This is a genomic window from Cytobacillus spongiae (assembly GCF_021390075.1).
This window is the reverse complement of record NZ_CP089997.1, coordinates 2392063-2408869: the sequence shown is the minus strand read 5'-3', so window position 1 is coordinate 2408869 and position 16807 is coordinate 2392063. Positions and strand designations below refer to the sequence as shown.

The window sequence follows — 16807 nt, the reverse complement described above, 5'->3', positions numbered from 1 at the left end:
AAAAATGAGTTTGACTACCGTCTGAAGCACTCCTTACAGAATTAGGGTGCTTTTTTATTGTAAGTTCCGTTTGAATCAGTTGAAAATTTTTATAAGATTATCCTATAATTGGTAAATGGTTCACGCTGTGAAGTCTAGAGTTGAAAGGAAGAGAAATTGTGCTCAATGATACAGGGTTAGTTTTAGAAGGCGGAGGTATGAGGGGAGTATACACTGCAGGCGTCTTAGAGTATTTACTTGAACAGGATATCGTTTTTCCTTATGTAATCGGTGTATCTGCAGGTGCATGTAATGCAGCCTCTTACCTTTCAAAGCAAAAGGGTAGAAATAAAATCGTGAACATTGACTACGTAACCGATCATCGATACATCTCGTGGCGAAACTTCTTTAAGACGAGGCAATTCTTCGGAATGGATTTTATCTTTAATGAAATCCCTCACGTATTAGTTCCTTATCATTATGAAGAATTTTTTCAAAGTAGTTCGGAATTTGTAATTGGTACGACAGATTGCCATACGGGAGAACCGGTTTATTTTGGCCGAGAGGAATATGGACAAGATATGTTAACCGTACTTAAAGCATCGAGCTCCTTGCCATTTATTGCTCCTGAAATTGAATTTAACGGAAGAACACTGTTAGATGGAGGAATTAGTGATCCAGTGCCAATTCGGCAAGCTCAAGATGCAGGTTATAAGCGAAATGTTGTGGTTCTGACTAGAAATCAAGGGTATATGAAGAAGCCTGCTAGATTGAGTTTCTTATTGAAAAGGAAGTATCCTCATTATACAGGACTGCAAAAAGCGCTATTGAACCGCTACGAGACATATAATCAAACAACAGCGTACTTGGAGGAAGAAGAACAACGAGGGAACGTTATTCTCATTCGACCGGAGCAACCATTGGAAGTTGGAAGAATGGAACGAAATCCCATTAAGCTTGAAAAACTCTACATACAAGGGTATAAAGATGCCGAACGGATGAAATCACAGATCATCGGTTGATATGAAAAGCGCCAGTACGGTTAATGTGCTGACACTTTGATATCAGATCTAAGTTTGTCATTAAAAGTTGGATCGTAAGAAACTCACTCAATTGCGAATAATAGAAAGACTAGTAGAGTCTACTTTTTGTTCTGATCCATCATCCGTTCACTGGCTTTCATCTTTCAAAACATTCCTACATGGTAAAGACAGAATGAAAGAATGTCAGAAATAGAGTAAAGAGGAAGCTCCCTCATTATAAGTATGGTTTTTTAAGAGTCTCGTTCACCCGGCCTAAATAGATATCACAGATGCGGCTCGATTGGTCTTTTAATAATAGTAGGATGTCTGCTAGGGGTGGTGGAGCTATGTCCCATGATGTGGGAGTGGTGTCTTTTGCGAATAAAGCTGTGAATTCTTCAGGCTATACGTACGATTCTCTTGGGAGCTGAAAGGTAAGCTGTTCTTGAACCACATAGAAATGGCCTAAATTCCATAGAATATGGTTTGTAAACCCTTCTCGAATAATTAGTATTTCATCTTTTCCTATTCCTTCTACAAACTCAGGTGGTTTGTTTTCTAACATATTCTATTTGATCAAAGATCAAGGAACTTCCCCCTGTATAAAAGCATTTTTTACCCTATATGTTAAAATAAGCTGAAAAAGTCCGGCCTAAGATTAGGTCCCTAAGATATACATTTTCAACACGGCCAGATATTCACGAAGGTAATTGTAAGCTTTCACAGCACTTGGCGTTTCAGCTGCGAGAGGATAGCCTTTAATTCCTATGTTGTCTGCTAACGAAATGGCCCGGTAAAGGTGAAAGTCATTGCTGACAATAACCGCTTCCTCTATTTCAAATAAATCCTTTGTGAATTTCATATTTTCATAGGTTGAGGTAGATTGATCTTCTATTAATATCCTACTTTCATCAATTCCTTTTTCCCTGAAAAAACGATTTAGAGCTTCTGCCTCAGTAATATCTTCTCCTGGCCCTTTTCCACCAGTTACGACTACTTTTGTTGATGGATTGTCTGTTAAGTATGTGAGCGCTGTTTCCGCACGGTATAAGAGACTTAAGGACATTTCTTCTCCGTTTACCTTAGCTCCAAGGACAATTAGATAAGGGAGATTCTTTGGTGTAGCTTTTTTCGCCGTTTCAATGATATGTAGGTGTGCAAATGCTATATAAGCTAGCAAGCTGATAAAGAGTGTAATAATAATCACTTTTTTCAAACGTTTTCCTCCTTTAAACATGTTTTCATCGAACCTTCATATACTAGTAAGAGAGGAAGTTTAACCTAAGGAGTAACTGGAATATGAATATTCAAGAATACTATAAACATTCGGCATTGACCGCATTGAATGGAAGTGTCATGTCATTATTTCCTATTTTGCTATTTTTGATCTATGCCTTATCCAGTAACTATTCATTTCCCATTCTACTTGTGTTCATTCCATTTCTATTGTACAGCTTTGTTTGTTATCAAAGCTACCTAATTTATCATCGATGGTATGAGAAAGCTAGTCCAAGCCTTAGTTGTGGAAGTACGATTCAAAGCGAGAAGCATCTGATCATCCATTTTGCGGCCGCTCCTGCTTTAAAAATGTATCTTTTTGATGGAAACGGGAGCAGAGTAGGGGAAATTAAAGAGAAATATGAGTGGAAACTTAGGTGGATTCTGCCCTATTTTTTGGATGCTCTATTTAGAGGGGAATATTTCATATATGATAGGGAAAAAGTAGTGGCGCAAATTAAGCTGCAAAAAAGATATATAGACGTCTTTATCGTTGGGAACGATGGAGAAGAGAAGAAGATCACCTTATCTCAAAAAAGTAAAGGAATATATCAGTATGGGACGTCAGCATATAAAGTAAAGAAGAAAGCCTTCCTATCAGATATACTAATTCTCAATGAGAAGAATCAGTCAATTGCCGGCTTGCAAAAAGGGTGGATGCCTGCAAAGTTGGATCCCATTTTCCCCAACCCCAACACTCCTATATTAACGGTTTCTGAAAAGAGTTCACCTGAAGAAAAGCTAATAGTACTAGCCTTATTAACGAAGGAATTTCTATATAAAGATCATTGATAAATACCTATAATCGTATTTTGTTGTATGATTATGTTAAAATGAACGTATGCAGATGATCGAGGTGTTCTTGTAATGAAGAAATTTCTAATAGGTGCAGCAATTTGTGTGGTTATTCTATTTATTGTCGATACAGTCATGTTAAAAGATCAAGGTGTCGTTGAAAATGTGAAACAGCTAGATCAGTATGAAAAGCTAGATGTAAAGACACTTGAAGTTGGGATTCAACCGAAGCAGATAGCTCCAAATTTTACATTAACTGATTTATATGGAGAAGCCATTCAACTTCATGATTATCATGGCAAAAGAGTATTATTGAATTTTTGGGCAAGCTGGTGCCCGCCATGTAAAGCAGAAATGCCAGACATGCAAGAGGTGTACAACCAATACAAAGACGATGATGTCGTCGTTTTGGCCGTGAATCTTACACATACGGAAGATAGTGAACAGGCTGTAGCAAATTACGTTGAGGAAAACGAATATCATTTTGTAGTCCCATTAGATGAAGTAGGCGAAACAGCTTACCAATATGAAGTTCTAGCCTATCCAACTAGTTATTTTATCGATTCAGATGGAATTATAAGAAAGAAAGTTTCCGGAGCGATGTCAAAGGAAATGATGGAATCAGAATTAAACAAGCTTCCATAGAGATTTGTATAAAAAAGCAGCAAAAAAAGAGTAATTGCCTCTTTCATTGCTGCTTTTGTTAGTTGATTTCATTTAATGGATTTTCATCAAATTTGAGCTTTTCAAGGATTTTCCGCTTGCGGTAAAGCATCATTCCTGCTTCTCCGATATCATTAACCGCTGATCGGTTAATAAAGGCCCCAAATACAAGTCCGGCGATTGGGATCATTTGGAACAGCTTTTTCCATCCAAAGCCATCACGATAGGAGAATACGACTTCTCTCCAGCCTTGTAGCTCGGAGACTACTTCGCGTTTTTTCGTCTCGTCGGCAGAGTCGAAACTAGATAATTGTTGGAGGATTGCTTTTTTTCCTACAATATCTGATGAAACAAATTGAAGACACTTGACAATGAAAAGACGTTCATTCTCATTGTTTGGATCATATCCATAACAGATCGCGATATCCTGCAATGTTTTTAACTGCATACCTAATAAGAGAGGGATATCGATTGATAAAGTGAAAAGCCCGCCAATTCCCGTTGTTGCCCCTTGAAGTGTCGCTAGGTTCTTCCGGCTATCAGTTAGTTTCAAAGCGGCTTGATCCATTTCGGCGATGGACAGTCGGTTCACTTCTGATAGGCTAGTGATCTTTTGATTAGGATAATAAGTTGTTAAGGAAGAAATCGAGCTTAGATAGCGTCCTCCTGTTTGCAAGTACTGACCGAGCTCATCCAGTATAATGCCAATCTTTTTCTGAATAAAAGAAGGAGTCCATTTATCAATCAGCTTAAATGGGAGTCTCCCAAGCTTCTCCCAAAACCATAAATCATTTTGATCCTTTTCCCAAGCATGACACTTCTGTAATTCTTCTGTTAATACTTCTCTAGATTCGTTCATCATGTGTCTCCTCCGACTCATATAAGCCCATTATCACTTCATTTTTCGTTTGTTATTCACAAATATTGCAATGCTTGAAATAAATAAAATGGTAGAAAGTGCTAGGGCAATTCCATTATATTCTCCATGAAATATAGTAATATTCGTTAACGTTATGAAATGCATCATCATTACAATGATTAGCAAAAAAGTAGAAGTTTTCATGTCGTAACGTCCTTTCTATACACCAAAAACTGCATGATAGATTTGTCTATAATAAAGGATATACGTATTAAACGGGAAGAGGTTTCAAAAAGTAAGCTGAATTTCAAAGTTGTTTTCATAAGGGTAGGAAATTTATAACGAATAAAGGAAAATTTATAAAAGCTGCTAACTATAATTACGATAAAGCAAAAATGACCGTAGGCAAACTCCAAATCTAGCAGAGTCTTTCTACAGTCTGAAACTGATTTGTTTCGGTTTACCAATTATTAAAGGTTCTTTCCGATTCGTTGGAACTATCCAATTCAAAATTTACTTGCCTTCAACTATGACCACACTGGTACCTAATAACTTTTCATTTAAAAAGGGTTTCAGTTTCCATTTGCCGTCTCTCATAGGCTTAATATTTGCCAGAAATTTGACGATATTGTTATCATTAGGAATTTGTAATAACTCTTCCTGTGTTAGTGGCTCTATGATTCCTTCTGCTAAAAACAGTTCATTCCCTTTATCTTTTTCGCTAATTCCATTAATTGTTACTTTTTCTCCAATTAATTCATTTTGTTTATTGATGTCATCAACCCACAAATACCAAGTGAATGTGTGTTCAGTTTCTTTTCGAAAAGTATCTACAACTAGTCCGAAACTTCCCACCTCTCCAGTCAAACTCACTTCACCATTTTCTGTTTCGATAGTAGACAATTGACTATAAGACCAACTTTTAATCTCTTCATTAGTTGCATAACTTTTACTTTCTTTTTCAACTTCAGCTGTTTCTTGGTTGGAACAACCTATCAGCGAGAAGAGGAGTATTACCCCAAAAATCAAGTTTTTATTCATCTTAATCTCCTTTACTATTTGTAATATTATTACAGTTAAATTATAACGGACAATTTAATAATTTGTAAAATGTTTACTTTTTCGGGCGGATCGTTCTACCTATTTTTATAAGGTGAGGTGGCGTATATGTATATTTTTAGAAGGGAGATGATAGAGAGAAGGAAACCAAGGTGTTCTTTACGGGTTACCTATGATTGCTACATAAAAAAGAGCCATTTATGGAATCATGGCTCTGATGATCGGTTTAATGGTTTAACGAATTTGAGTTGTGTTTTGATTCAGCTCCAGGAGGAAGATAATACGGCGGAATGCGCAGCCAGCCTCTGTCCTTCATTAAATTTTTTAAGGGAGCAGCAAATTTTACTAGTTCTACTTGGATCGATATGAACAGCATTCCTACATCCGAACGAATCGTTTTTGACATCGCTTGTGCACAAAATGTAATAGAAGCAGCAATTTTCACTGAAATTAAATTGGCGATCTCATCATCAGTTAATTTCACTCCTTCAGGAACAGCTTCAGGGTTCGAGGAAGGTTTATTAGAATGAACTAATGGCAGAGGAACGCCTTCCTTTAACAAAAATTCTTCGATTTTTTTCGTATCCTCTTTACTTTCTTTAATCGCCTGTTGAATAACGTGTTTTAACTGGGGATCTGTTGTTGTGTTAAGAGCAACGTGGTAGAGAGAATGGGCTTCATGAAAAGCGGTATAAGCAGTCCATAGATCCATGACTTCCCCAACATGTAGTGGGGTTTTCGGCTCTTCGTCCACGAAATTTTTTAATATGGATGCGATGGCTTCGAAGGTATTTGCCATGACTAGCCTCCTTATTTTTTATTGCGTATTATTCCCGGACTCATTCAAAAAAAATCCGATTTCACAAGTATTTTAAATTGCTATTCTACAAAAGTGGTATTACAATAACTATACATTCGAATATAAAGGAGATTGCATTCGGTAGGCTCCTACCAATTGTGATCTCGCCTTCGGGGTCGGGTGAAATTCCCAACCGGCGGTGATGAGAGTGAATGCTCTCTTAGTCCGTGACCCGGTTTCATCTTTGATGGAAGCGGTGGATTTGGTGAAACTCCAAAGCCGACAGTATAGTCTGGATGGGAGAAGGAATGAGAATATACGTGTTTAAAAACTAGTTGTTTAAACGCTTATTTCGTTATGCTTTAACCCCGAACATATCATGCTATGTTCGGGGTTTTGTCGTATTTGAGTTGTAATACTTGGAGAGAATCGATTGAAAGGGGGAAAATAAAACACGGATGCAAGATCAAGCATATATGAACCTGGCTATATCAATGGCACGAGCGACAAGTGGACAGACGAGTCCCAATCCGTGTGTGGGCTCGGTTATCGTGAAAAATGGGCAAATCATTGGGATGGGTGCTCATTTAAAAGCTGGCACTGAACATGCAGAAATACACGCTTTGAAGCAAGCAGGCGACAACGCATGTGGAAGTACTCTTTATGTCACGCTTGAACCATGTAGCCATTATGGAAAAACACCGCCTTGCACAAAGGCGATTATTGAAGCAGGAGTTTCAATGGTGAAAGTTGCTACACTTGATCCGAACCCATTAGTTGCAGGAAAAGGAATTGAACAGCTTAGAGAGGCAGGGATTGAGGTTGAAGTAGGGATTGAGGAAGCAACTGCTGCTGATTTAAATATACCATTTTTTCACTATATCCAAACAAAAAAACCATACGTAACACTTAAAACCGCAACCTCTTTTGACGGGAAGGTTGCCACTCAAACAGGTGATAGTAAATGGATTACCTCTCCAGAATCCAGAAGCGATGTTCACCAATTACGACATAAGCATGATGCCATTTTAGTAGGTGTAAACACGATCATTTCCGATAATCCACAATTAACCACAAGGCTACCTCACGGTGGCAAAAACCCCATTCGAATTGTGCTAGACACAAGCTTAAGAACACCCATATCTTCACATGTAGTGACAGATTTACAAGCAAAGACGATTATATTTACAACTCAACGAGCAAATAAGGAACGAGTCTATCAATTGAGCAAACAAAGTGTGGAAGTGATTCAATTAGATACAGATTGTATTCTTATTGAGGATGTATTAACCTATCTAGGCGAAAAAGGGATTACATCCCTACTTGTTGAAGGTGGCCCAACTGTTCATGCGAGCTTTATTGAAGCAGGTGCTTTTCAACAAATCGTCACTTATATTGCGCCGATGATTATTGGAGGCAAGCATGCATTTCCATCTATCAGCGGACTTGGTGTAGAGTTCGTCAAGAATGCGCCGAAACTAAAGTTCATTTCAATTGAACAAAAGGATCAGGACTTAAAGATTGTAGCAGAGCCTCTAACAGGGAGTGAGACTTGATGTTTACTGGAATTGTCGAAGAAATGGGCTCGATCAAACAAATTGCTCAAAAGGGGAACACCTTGAGCCTTTCCATTTATGCGAAGAAAATCATGTCTGATTTAAAGGTAGGAGATAGTATTTCTGTAAACGGTGTATGCCTGACAGTAACAAATTTTATGGATGATTTCTTTCGAGTGGATGTGATGCCAGAAACGTTCAAAGCAACATCCTTGTCGACAATAAAAGAAGGTACCAAAGTAAATTTAGAAAGAGCCATGTCTGCAAATGGACGATTTGGCGGTCATTTTGTCACGGGACATGTAGATGGAGTAGGGAAAATTTTACGGAAGACTCCAAAGGAAAATGCCATTTATTATGATATTCAAATTTCTGACCAATATCGTCATCTCAGCCTTCATAAAGGCTCTATTGCTATTGATGGAATTTCTTTAACTCTATTTGATGTAAGTTCAAGTCATATAACGGTTTCACTCATCCCGCACTCTGCCAATGAAACGGTGCTTGGCTACAAAAAGGCTGGGGATTTCGTCAATTTAGAGTTTGACATGATTGCCAAATACTTATACCGATTTTACCAAATAGGTGATGACAAAACCTCAGCTATACAAGGGATTGATCAGGACTTCCTTAAGCAAAACGGGTTTATGTAGAAAGGGGATGAGCAAATGTTTCATTCGGTAAAAGAAGCATTAGAGGATTTGAAAGCGGGAAAAGTCATCATTGTATGTGACGATGAAGATCGGGAGAATGAAGGAGATTTTGTTGCTTTAGGTGAAAAGGTTACTCCTGAACTCATAAATTTCATGGCAAAAGAAGGAAGAGGCCTTATTTGCGCTCCGATTGCAGAAGAGTTAGCGACTAAGTTGAACTTAACCCCAATGGTTGAGGTAAACACCGATCAACATGAGACAGCCTTTACAGTTAGTGTTGACCATAAAGATACGACAACGGGAATAAGTGCATTTGAGCGTTCATTGACGATACAGAAATTAATAGAAGACGAAAGTGTGGGAGAAGACTTTAAGAGGCCAGGTCATATCTTCCCTCTAATTGCCAAAAAAGGCGGGGTATTAAGAAGAGCTGGACATACAGAAGCCGCTGTTGATTTAGCTTTATTAGCAGGTGCAAAACCGGCAGGGATCATATGTGAAATTATGAATGAAGACGGGACCATGGCGCGAGTACCAGATCTAAAGAAGATTGCCGAGCGTTTTCAACTCAAAATGATTACAATTAAAGACCTAATTGAATTTCGCCTTGAATTCGATTCAATGATATCGAAAGAAATTGAGATTGAACTACCAACAGAATATGGGCATTTTCGTGCAGTAGCCTATACAAGTAAGGTGGATGGAAAAGAGCATGTGGCACTAGTGAAAGGAGATATCTCTGAAAATGAGCCTGTATTGTTACGAGTTCATTCAGAATGCTTAACAGGAGACGTATTTGGCTCAAACCGTTGTGATTGTGGCCCTCAATTAGAAGCGGCATTAAGACAAATAGAAAAAGAAGGAAAGGGAATTCTTCTTTATATGCGTCAAGAAGGAAGAGGAATCGGTTTAATCAATAAATTAAAAGCATATAAGCTTCAAGAGCAAGGATATGACACAGTTGAAGCAAATCATAAGTTAGGGTTCAAAGATGACCTTCGAGACTATGGGGTAGGTGCGCAAATTTTAAGAAGTTTGGGTGTGCGAAGAATGCGACTTTTGACCAATAATCCACGGAAAATAGCAGGCCTTGCAGGCTATGGATTAGAAGTCACAGAAAGGGTCCCTTTGCAAATGTCAGTCAAGTTGGAAAACGAGCAATACTTAAAAACTAAGCGCGAAAAGCTTGGTCATCTATTAAACTACTAACAAATGATTGAAAAAATAGATAGATATGAGGAGAGAAAAAAATGGGGAATCGAATTGAAGGTCATTTAGTAGGAACAGGTTTAAAAATAGGGATTGTTGTTTCTAGGTTCAATGAATTCATTACAAGTAAACTGCTAGGCGGAGCTGAGGATGCGCTAAAACGACATGGAGTTAGTGAAGAGGATGTAACAATTGTCTGGGTTCCAGGTGCATTTGAAATTCCGCTAACTGCAAAAAAACTGGCTGATGCAGGAAAATACGATGCAGTCATTACATTAGGTACTGTCATTCGTGGAGCAACGCCACATTTTGATTTTGTAAGCAATGAAGTGGCTAAAGGTGTGGCAAGTACAGCTATGCAAAGTGGTGTGCCGGTGATCTTTGGCGTTCTAACGACAGATACGATTGAGCAAGCCATTGAAAGAGCTGGAACGAAAGCAGGGAATAAAGGCTGGGAAGCAGCTGTAGGTGCGATTGAAATGGGTAATTTATTTAGACAGTTAGATTAAAAAGTCGGATACATCTTGTCAATTTGAAGGGTGTCTGCTAAAATACTCTTTTGTGGCTCACTTGTTTTGGCAGGGAGAGCGGGTAGGGAGAGGGCTATAATTAAATAAGGGTTTTACAATGACACAAAAATGGATGAATCAATTTTTTCAATTGGAAAGCAATGAGACTTCGTTCAAGAAGGAAGTAATCGCTGGTTCCGTCGGATTTTTTACAATTGTGTACATCATTGCCGTCAATTCTTTAATTCTTTCGGAAGCTGGCATTCCACTCGAAGCAGCGATCATCGCTACGATTTTGACATCTGCGATCGGTTGTTTCTTGATGGGGTTCTGGGCGAATGTTCCGATTCTCCTCGTACCGGGGATGGGAATTAATGCCTTGTTTGCTTACACACTTGTTCAATCCATGGGACTATCTTGGCAGGAAGCGTTAGCTGTAGTATTCGTTTCAGGTGTTATTTTCAGCTTGCTTGCTTTTTCAAAATTCTCAAGATCATTGAGTGAAGCGATTCCTCAATCCTTAAAGGAAGCGATCACTGTCGGTCTTGGCTTGTTCTTAATGTTAATTGGTCTTGAAAAGGGCGGTATTGTTGAAAAAGGAACGAACTCAATCATTGCATTAGGTCCGTTAAGTGAGCCTACCGTGCTGGCAACGATCATAACTTTCTTGCTTGCCATTGTCTTGTTTATTCGAAATGTTCCTGGTAACTTCCTCATAACCGTTGTAGTAGGAACGTTCATCGCTTGGTTATTTGGTACAATTGAAATTCAACAAGCAAATGAGAGTTCATTTTCTGTATCTGATTATCTAAGTGTATTTGGAAGCATGTCATTTGAGAATATATTTACCATTACTTTTTGGGTAGCTGTATTTTCATTGTCAATGGTCCTCATTTTTGAGAACATTGGACTTGTACATGGTCATGTTTCATTTATTCAGAAACCAGAACGCTTTGAACGAGCTTTCCAAGCCAACTCCATTTCAGCTTTATTATCTGGAGTTTTTGGAACGAGTCCAACGGTTTCGACGGTTGAGAGTGCTGCAAGTATGGCGGCTGGAGGAAGAACAGGCTTAACTACAATTGTAACCGGTGTGTTATTCTTGGCATCTGCTTTCTTTATCCCAGTCATAAAAATGATTCCGAACAGTGCAATCGCACCTATCTTAATTATTATTGGCGGGCTCATGTTGCAAAATATCCGGAATTTGGATATGAAGGATTTGAGTGAAAGCTTTCCAGCGTTATTTATCATTGCCATGATTCCTTTCACGTATAGTATTGCAGATGGGATTGCAATCGGATTTATCCTTTACCCAATCCTTAAATTAGCGATTGGAAGAGGTCGAGAGGTATCGTTTGCATTATATGTAATAGCCGGATTGTTCTTAGCAAATTTCATTTTTCATTATGTACAATAAATAGAGTCATAAAGTAAGAGGTTGCTGCTAAACTCGTATTAATAGGGTGAGCTGCAACCTTTTATTTTTGTCTAATCATCGAATGATTCATTTGATTTTCCTTCAAGTTCACTTGAAGTTACTATTCGAGTATAGTTAATATAGGAAAATATATAGAGAAAATCTCTTCTTTTTACAAAATATGATAGATTTCTGCATAACTTTTACTATAAAATAGAGATATGTTTTATAGGGAGGTGAGTAGTTGGAAGTATTTGTGGCGAGACAACCGATATTTAATGAAAATGAAGATGTATTTGCATATGAGCTTCTTTACCGCAGCAATCAACAAAATAATTTTCCAAATGTTAATGGAGATCAAGCGACGGCAGAGGTAATTATTAATAGCTTCTTGAATATTGGAATTGACGAATTGTCTAATGGGAGACAATGCTTTATTAATTTCACGGAAAAACTCCTTAAATTGAAACTTCCTACATACTTTAGACCTAGGGATATTGTAGTTGAGATATTAGAAACAGTTGAGCCGAGCCAAGAGCTTTTAGATATATGCAAGGAACTAAAGGATTTGGGATATAAAATTGCGCTTGATGACTATGTTTTTAAAGAACAAAATCCTTATTCCTATAAGCTGTTAAAATTTGCAGATATCATTAAAGTGGACTTCTTATTTACTCCCTTAGAGGAAAGGGAGAAAGTTGAATCTTTGGCAAAGATGCTAGGCCTGAAACTAGTTGCTGAAAAAGTGGAAACGAGAGAAGACTTTGAAGCAGCGAAGAGTAAGGGGTACCATTACTTTCAAGGCTATTTTTTCTCTAAGCCTATTATTGTATCAACACATGATGTACCGACCTACTTCCATTCTTATTATGAAGTAATCCATAATCTTTCAATGGTTGAGCCAAGCATAGATATTATCGCTGGACTGATTGAAAGAGACTTGTCTTTATCTTATAAACTCTTAAAGCTCATCAATTCGCCAGCCTTTAGACCGAAGCATAAAATCACAAATATAAGGCAAGCAATCGTTCTTTTAGGTCTAATCGAAATTCAAAAATGGATTTATGTACTTGCTGTGCGCGAATCAACACTACATAAAGATGAAATGTCGAGGGAAACGATTTCGATCTGTTTAACAAGAGCAAAAATGTGTGAAGAGATTGGACAAATTATGAATCAAATCTCTCCTACGACAGGCTATTTCTTAACAGGAATGTTTTCGATGATGGACGCACTAATGGGCATTCCAATGGATGAAATTTTACGAAAGCTACCACTTCATGAAGACATTTGCGACGCATTAAATGGGAAAGCTAACCGAATCAAGGAAATTCTTGATTTAGTCATTTCGATTGAGAAGGCTAAATGGGATGAAATTAGCCATAGGAGCCAGCTCCTGGGTCTAGATGAACAAGAACTATTTAACATATACGCGAATTCGGTTTCTTGGACGAATAAATTATTGTCAAAAGAAGAGATAGGTAAATAAAATACCACAGTACCCATGTACTGTGGTATTTTATTTATAACTATAGCTTATTTCTATTGTCCATATAACATGTTGGAGGTTAAGTGTATGAATATTGAACTCGTTAAATGTCATGGGTCTGGGAATGATTTTTTTATAATAGATGAAATCAATCATGATTATCAGTTTACTGAAGAGCAGAGAGTAGAACTATCACGGGCGATCTGTAATCGAGACAGCGAGCTCGGCTCGGACGGGATTCTCTTTGTGTTAAAAAGTGAAGTTGCAGATGGAATGATGAGGATGTTCAATCCAGATGGATCTGAGGCATCCATGTGTGGAAATGGACTCCGCTGCGTTGCAAGATATGTTTGTGAGCTTTTAGACAAAGAGGCAGCTATTATTGAAACGATGAAGGCGAACTTAAAGGTGAATAAGGAGGGGGATATTTTCCCGAAAATCCCAACCTATAAAGTCGAAATTTCACCCGTATCCTTTCAGCTATCCGATTTGCCTTTACAATTAGATCAACCCGCATTATTAAACGAAAAGATTCCACAATTAACAGAAGAAGTGGATTTCTTCGCATTAGCGGTTCCGAATCCTCACTTGGTTGCAATTGTTGAGAAGGAGCAAGTAGAATCCAATCTACAAAAAACAATCAGTGAGTATGTAAATGGACCAAATGAATTATTCCCTGATGGGGTAAATGTGAGCTTCGTCAAACCGTTAAAGACAAATGCAATCTATGTCCGGACGTTTGAAAGAGGAGTTGGGTTTACGAATGCATGTGGAACTGCTATGTCAGCGTCAAGCCTTGTTACATGCCTCGCAGGAATAAACGAAAATGGACAGGAGATACAAGTATATAATAATGGCGGAAAGGTCAATTGTGTTGTTCATGAGCAAGACAGCAGCTATTCCATCGACCTTATAGGGAACGCAACGTATGAATATAAAGTCGACCTCCAAATTGAGTGGGGAGCCATAAATGAATTTACATGCAGCAATAAAATCGAATTTACCGAAGAAAAAAGGCAATATGAGAAGCTACAAAGTCATGCCATCGAATTTATATCAGAATGGTTATAGATTTGAAGTGAAGGAGGAGCGTAACGAATGGATATTATAGAAGGTATAGCATCTGCCCTAATTGAACTAGTTGGTGATGTCGTTTTATCTGGTTATACTCCTAGGTCAAGAGTAGAGAAAATCCAGAAGCATCTAGAGCCCTTTCAAAATAAGAGACTAGTCTTAAGAACAGGGACGGTTCTGCGTGGCGGAAAGTTCAGAGTGGATGAAATAATCACCCTATCCCATTTCTCTTCCAGTATTACAGATGAACATCTAAAGCTCCTGCTTACTGAAGACACTACAAAGGAGCTAGTAATTGATGGCACCTCTATTTCTAGATTTTATACAGGAAAAAAAGGGAAAAACAGGATGTGTATAAATACAAACGGAACTGATTATTTGCTTGAAATAAGCAATTCCTAAATTTAATGAAAAAAGGAGGACTAGAATATCCACTGATTCTAGTCCTCTTTATCTGTTAATTCCTATTCATTCCGTTTGATATGAATTGTAAAATAGGGGTTAAGCATTGCGTTTTCTTAGATGGGAAATAATTACGAAATGGACAGCCTTTTTCTCTTAGTCTGTGAAGGAGGGTCGGAATTTGAAATTCTTCCATGCTCAGCCCCTCCTTTACCTCATTCCAAAATAGGGGCGTAGAAACAGTTGCTTGTCTATTACCTCTAGGGGAATATGGTGCTACAATTGTTTTTCCTTCTCCATGCTGTATATAATCCACATATAGACGATTTCCTCGATTCTTTTTTAGTCGCTCAATCGTAAATGAATTTGGATCGTTGGTCACTAGATATTCAGCGATGAAGGCTGTGATTTTCCTCGTTTCATCATACGAATATTTGTTTTCAGGTAATGGAATGTAAATTTGCAATCCTTTATTTCCAGAAGTTTTAACAAAACTCTTTAGATGAAAATGATCGAGTACTTCTTTGATCTTAAGTGCTGCTCGAATAGCAAGGGAGAACTCATTTTTTGATGGAGGATCTAGATCAAAGACGATTTCACTTGGTCCAATGCTTTGGATTGTTTGGAATGGAATATGAAATTCAAATGCAAGCTGATTTCCAAGCCATATGAGTGTTTTTACATCATTACATACAATGTAATTGATTCCCTCCAAGTTATAGGTTTGGACGAAGTCAGGAGCATAATCGGGACAATTTTTTTGATAGAATGCCTCATGGCTTAACATACCGTGTGGGTATCGAATAACAGTCAATGTACGATTCATTAGAAAAGGAAGAATGTACGGTGAGATTCCTCTTAAGTAATGAATGTAGTCTTTTTTTTGGATAGCAGGCTCTTCCCAAAGCGGTTTTTCAGGGTGTGTTATTTCGATGCCAGGAGGAATATTTAGTTGTTGGAAAGCAAATTTTTCATAAGTGCAGTCATTTGGTAGAGTATCAAAGAGAAACCTATGGAAATGGGGCTCTCTCATTTGTTCATCATACATTTCTAAGTATTTTAACTCGACACAAATACTCGGCTCTACAAATATGAGCTTTCGGTCTTCCTTCTTTGTATTCTTCATGATCGTTTGGTAAAGAGCATCTTTCTCCTCTGGTTTCAATCCAAATAAGAATTGACCGATAGGAATGATTTCTTTTTCATGCTGAACTGCTACATGAAAATAGCCATTTGATTTTTCGTAAGCAGTAATAAAACAGGTCACAAACTTCCAGTTCTTAAGCTTTATCCAAAGTGGAGTTCTTTTTCCTTCCTCCCATTTATTGTTCGCGTGCTTAGAGATAATTCCTTCCCCGTCAAATAACACAACCTGTTCCCATACGTCATGAATGGATGTGAATGCAGGTACTAACTGAATTAAGGAAGGACTATTAATGGTTGGGGTTAAGGGGAAGAGAACGGTCTCAAATAGCTCAGCTAATTTTTGTTTTCTTTCTTCATAAGGCATTTTTTTAAGTGATTGTCCTTTTATCATAAGTAGATCAAAAACCAATAAGCGACAAGGGGTCTGCATAGCCATTTCTTTGATTCGATTCAATGCCCTCATTCTCCCCCGTGTTTGTATAGCAGAGAAATTTGCCTTAAATTCATTTTCAAGGATGACGAGTTCTCCATCCAATTCCAAAGGTGTAAAAGGTTCAATCAAATCTTTATGGGCTGCTAGAAAATCAGCTAATTCTGGAAATTGATGAATAAGTGAATGACCATTTCTACTAACTAATGAAATGCCATCGTTTATACTTAAAATGGCTCGAAATCCGTCATATTTAACCTCGTAGTACCATTCCTTTCCTTTTGGAACTTCAAACGATAACGTAGGTAACATCGGTTTCATTAGCAAAACCCTTTCTAGGAAATTACGTAATGGGAGAAAACCTTTAATTATTGGTTATTGTTTCTCTGTTCGTACTAATTTACACATTGGGAAATGTTATATAGTATGACCAGATGGAAATCTTCGAACATTAAGCGTAAAACG

18 protein-coding genes and 1 riboswitch are annotated in these 16807 nt (G+C 37.9%); of the genes, 11 read left to right on the top strand and 7 right to left on the bottom strand.

What is annotated here, in order from left to right:
- Positions 1-158 precede the first annotated feature (158 nt).
- Positions 159-1001: a patatin-like phospholipase family protein gene (locus tag LS684_RS12165; RefSeq protein WP_233806311.1), complete on the top strand. Its 843-nt coding sequence runs from the start codon at positions 159-161 to the stop codon at positions 999-1001.
- A gap of 403 nt (positions 1002-1404) precedes the next feature.
- On the opposite strand, the gene LS684_RS12160 is transcribed toward LS684_RS12165, so the two are convergent.
- Both LS684_RS12160 and LS684_RS12155 read right to left on the bottom strand, forming a co-directional pair.
- A complete protein-coding gene (locus LS684_RS12160) occupies positions 1405-1566 on the bottom strand; it encodes a hypothetical protein (RefSeq protein WP_233806310.1) in 162 nt (53 codons plus the stop codon).
- Between the two features lie 93 nt (positions 1567-1659).
- On the bottom strand, positions 1660-2208 hold the full coding sequence (locus LS684_RS12155) for a YdcF family protein (protein ID WP_233811636.1): 549 nt from the start codon (positions 2206-2208) through the stop codon (positions 1660-1662).
- Positions 2209-2300: 92 nt separating this feature from the next.
- Between LS684_RS12155 and LS684_RS12150 the strand changes: the two genes are divergently transcribed.
- Together LS684_RS12150 and LS684_RS12145 are read left to right on the top strand one after the other, a co-directional pair.
- Positions 2301-3071 (top strand): hypothetical protein, encoded by a 771-nt coding sequence (locus LS684_RS12150; RefSeq protein WP_233806309.1) that lies wholly within the window; start codon positions 2301-2303, stop codon positions 3069-3071.
- Positions 3072-3146: 75 nt separating this feature from the next.
- Positions 3147-3719 (top strand): TlpA disulfide reductase family protein, encoded by a 573-nt coding sequence (locus LS684_RS12145; protein WP_233806308.1) that lies wholly within the window; start codon positions 3147-3149, stop codon positions 3717-3719.
- A 58-nt stretch (positions 3720-3777) separates the two neighbouring features.
- Here the strand turns inward: LS684_RS12145 and LS684_RS12140 are convergent, their stop codons facing one another.
- The 4 genes from LS684_RS12140 to LS684_RS12125 all read right to left on the bottom strand — a co-directional run bounded on the left by LS684_RS12140 (position 3778) and on the right by LS684_RS12125 (position 6454).
- Positions 3778-4596 carry an EcsC family protein gene (locus LS684_RS12140; RefSeq protein ID WP_233811635.1) on the bottom strand — a complete coding sequence of 273 codons (819 nt, stop codon included), beginning with the start codon at positions 4594-4596 and terminating at the stop codon, positions 3778-3780.
- A 33-nt stretch (positions 4597-4629) separates the two neighbouring features.
- Positions 4630-4800, bottom strand: a complete 171-nt coding sequence (locus LS684_RS12135) for a hypothetical protein (protein WP_233806307.1) — start codon at positions 4798-4800, stop codon at positions 4630-4632.
- Positions 4801-5109: 309 nt separating this feature from the next.
- Positions 5110-5637 carry a hypothetical protein gene (locus LS684_RS12130; RefSeq protein WP_233806306.1) on the bottom strand — a complete coding sequence of 176 codons (528 nt, stop codon included), beginning with the start codon at positions 5635-5637 and terminating at the stop codon, positions 5110-5112.
- A 244-nt stretch (positions 5638-5881) separates the two neighbouring features.
- Positions 5882-6454, bottom strand: a complete 573-nt coding sequence (locus LS684_RS12125; RefSeq protein ID WP_233806304.1) for a DUF3231 family protein — start codon at positions 6452-6454, stop codon at positions 5882-5884.
- A gap of 162 nt (positions 6455-6616) precedes the next feature.
- Positions 6617-6766, top strand: a riboswitch (FMN riboswitch).
- 146 nt (positions 6767-6912) lie between these two features.
- Here LS684_RS12125 and ribD point away from each other — a divergent pair.
- The 8 genes from ribD (at position 6913) to LS684_RS12085 (ending at position 14766) form a co-directional block, all read left to right on the top strand.
- Entirely contained in the window at positions 6913-8010 is a 1098-nt protein-coding gene (gene ribD / locus LS684_RS12120; RefSeq protein ID WP_233806302.1) for a bifunctional diaminohydroxyphosphoribosylaminopyrimidine deaminase/5-amino-6-(5-phosphoribosylamino)uracil reductase RibD, read from the top strand.
- Positions 8010-8663 (top strand): riboflavin synthase, encoded by a 654-nt coding sequence (gene ribE, locus LS684_RS12115; RefSeq protein WP_233806300.1) that lies wholly within the window; start codon positions 8010-8012, stop codon positions 8661-8663. The genes ribD and ribE overlap by 1 nt, the downstream gene beginning before the upstream one ends.
- 15 nt (positions 8664-8678) lie before the next feature.
- Entirely contained in the window at positions 8679-9872 is a 1194-nt protein-coding gene (locus LS684_RS12110; protein ID WP_233806298.1) for a bifunctional 3,4-dihydroxy-2-butanone-4-phosphate synthase/GTP cyclohydrolase II, read from the top strand.
- Positions 9873-9913: 41 nt separating this feature from the next.
- Positions 9914-10381 (top strand): 6,7-dimethyl-8-ribityllumazine synthase, encoded by a 468-nt coding sequence (ribH, locus tag LS684_RS12105; RefSeq protein ID WP_233806296.1) that lies wholly within the window; start codon positions 9914-9916, stop codon positions 10379-10381.
- Positions 10382-10499: 118 nt separating this feature from the next.
- The gene (locus tag LS684_RS12100; protein WP_233806294.1) at positions 10500-11801 is read left to right on the top strand and encodes an NCS2 family permease; all 1302 of its coding nucleotides are present in this window, start codon (positions 10500-10502) and stop codon (positions 11799-11801) included.
- A 244-nt stretch (positions 11802-12045) separates the two neighbouring features.
- Positions 12046-13290, top strand: a complete 1245-nt coding sequence (locus LS684_RS12095) for an EAL and HDOD domain-containing protein (protein ID WP_233806292.1) — start codon at positions 12046-12048, stop codon at positions 13288-13290.
- Between the two features lie 87 nt (positions 13291-13377).
- Complete coding sequence (gene dapF / locus LS684_RS12090; RefSeq protein ID WP_233806290.1) at positions 13378-14361, top strand: diaminopimelate epimerase; 984 nt, start codon at positions 13378-13380, stop codon at positions 14359-14361.
- A gap of 27 nt (positions 14362-14388) precedes the next feature.
- Positions 14389-14766, top strand: a complete 378-nt coding sequence (locus tag LS684_RS12085) for a hypothetical protein (RefSeq protein WP_233806288.1) — start codon at positions 14389-14391, stop codon at positions 14764-14766.
- Positions 14767-14821: 55 nt separating this feature from the next.
- Here LS684_RS12085 and LS684_RS12080 read toward each other — a convergent pair whose 3' ends face one another.
- Entirely contained in the window at positions 14822-16663 is a 1842-nt protein-coding gene (locus LS684_RS12080) for a DNA ligase D (RefSeq protein WP_233806285.1), read from the bottom strand.
- Between the last annotated feature and the right edge of the window lie 144 nt (positions 16664-16807).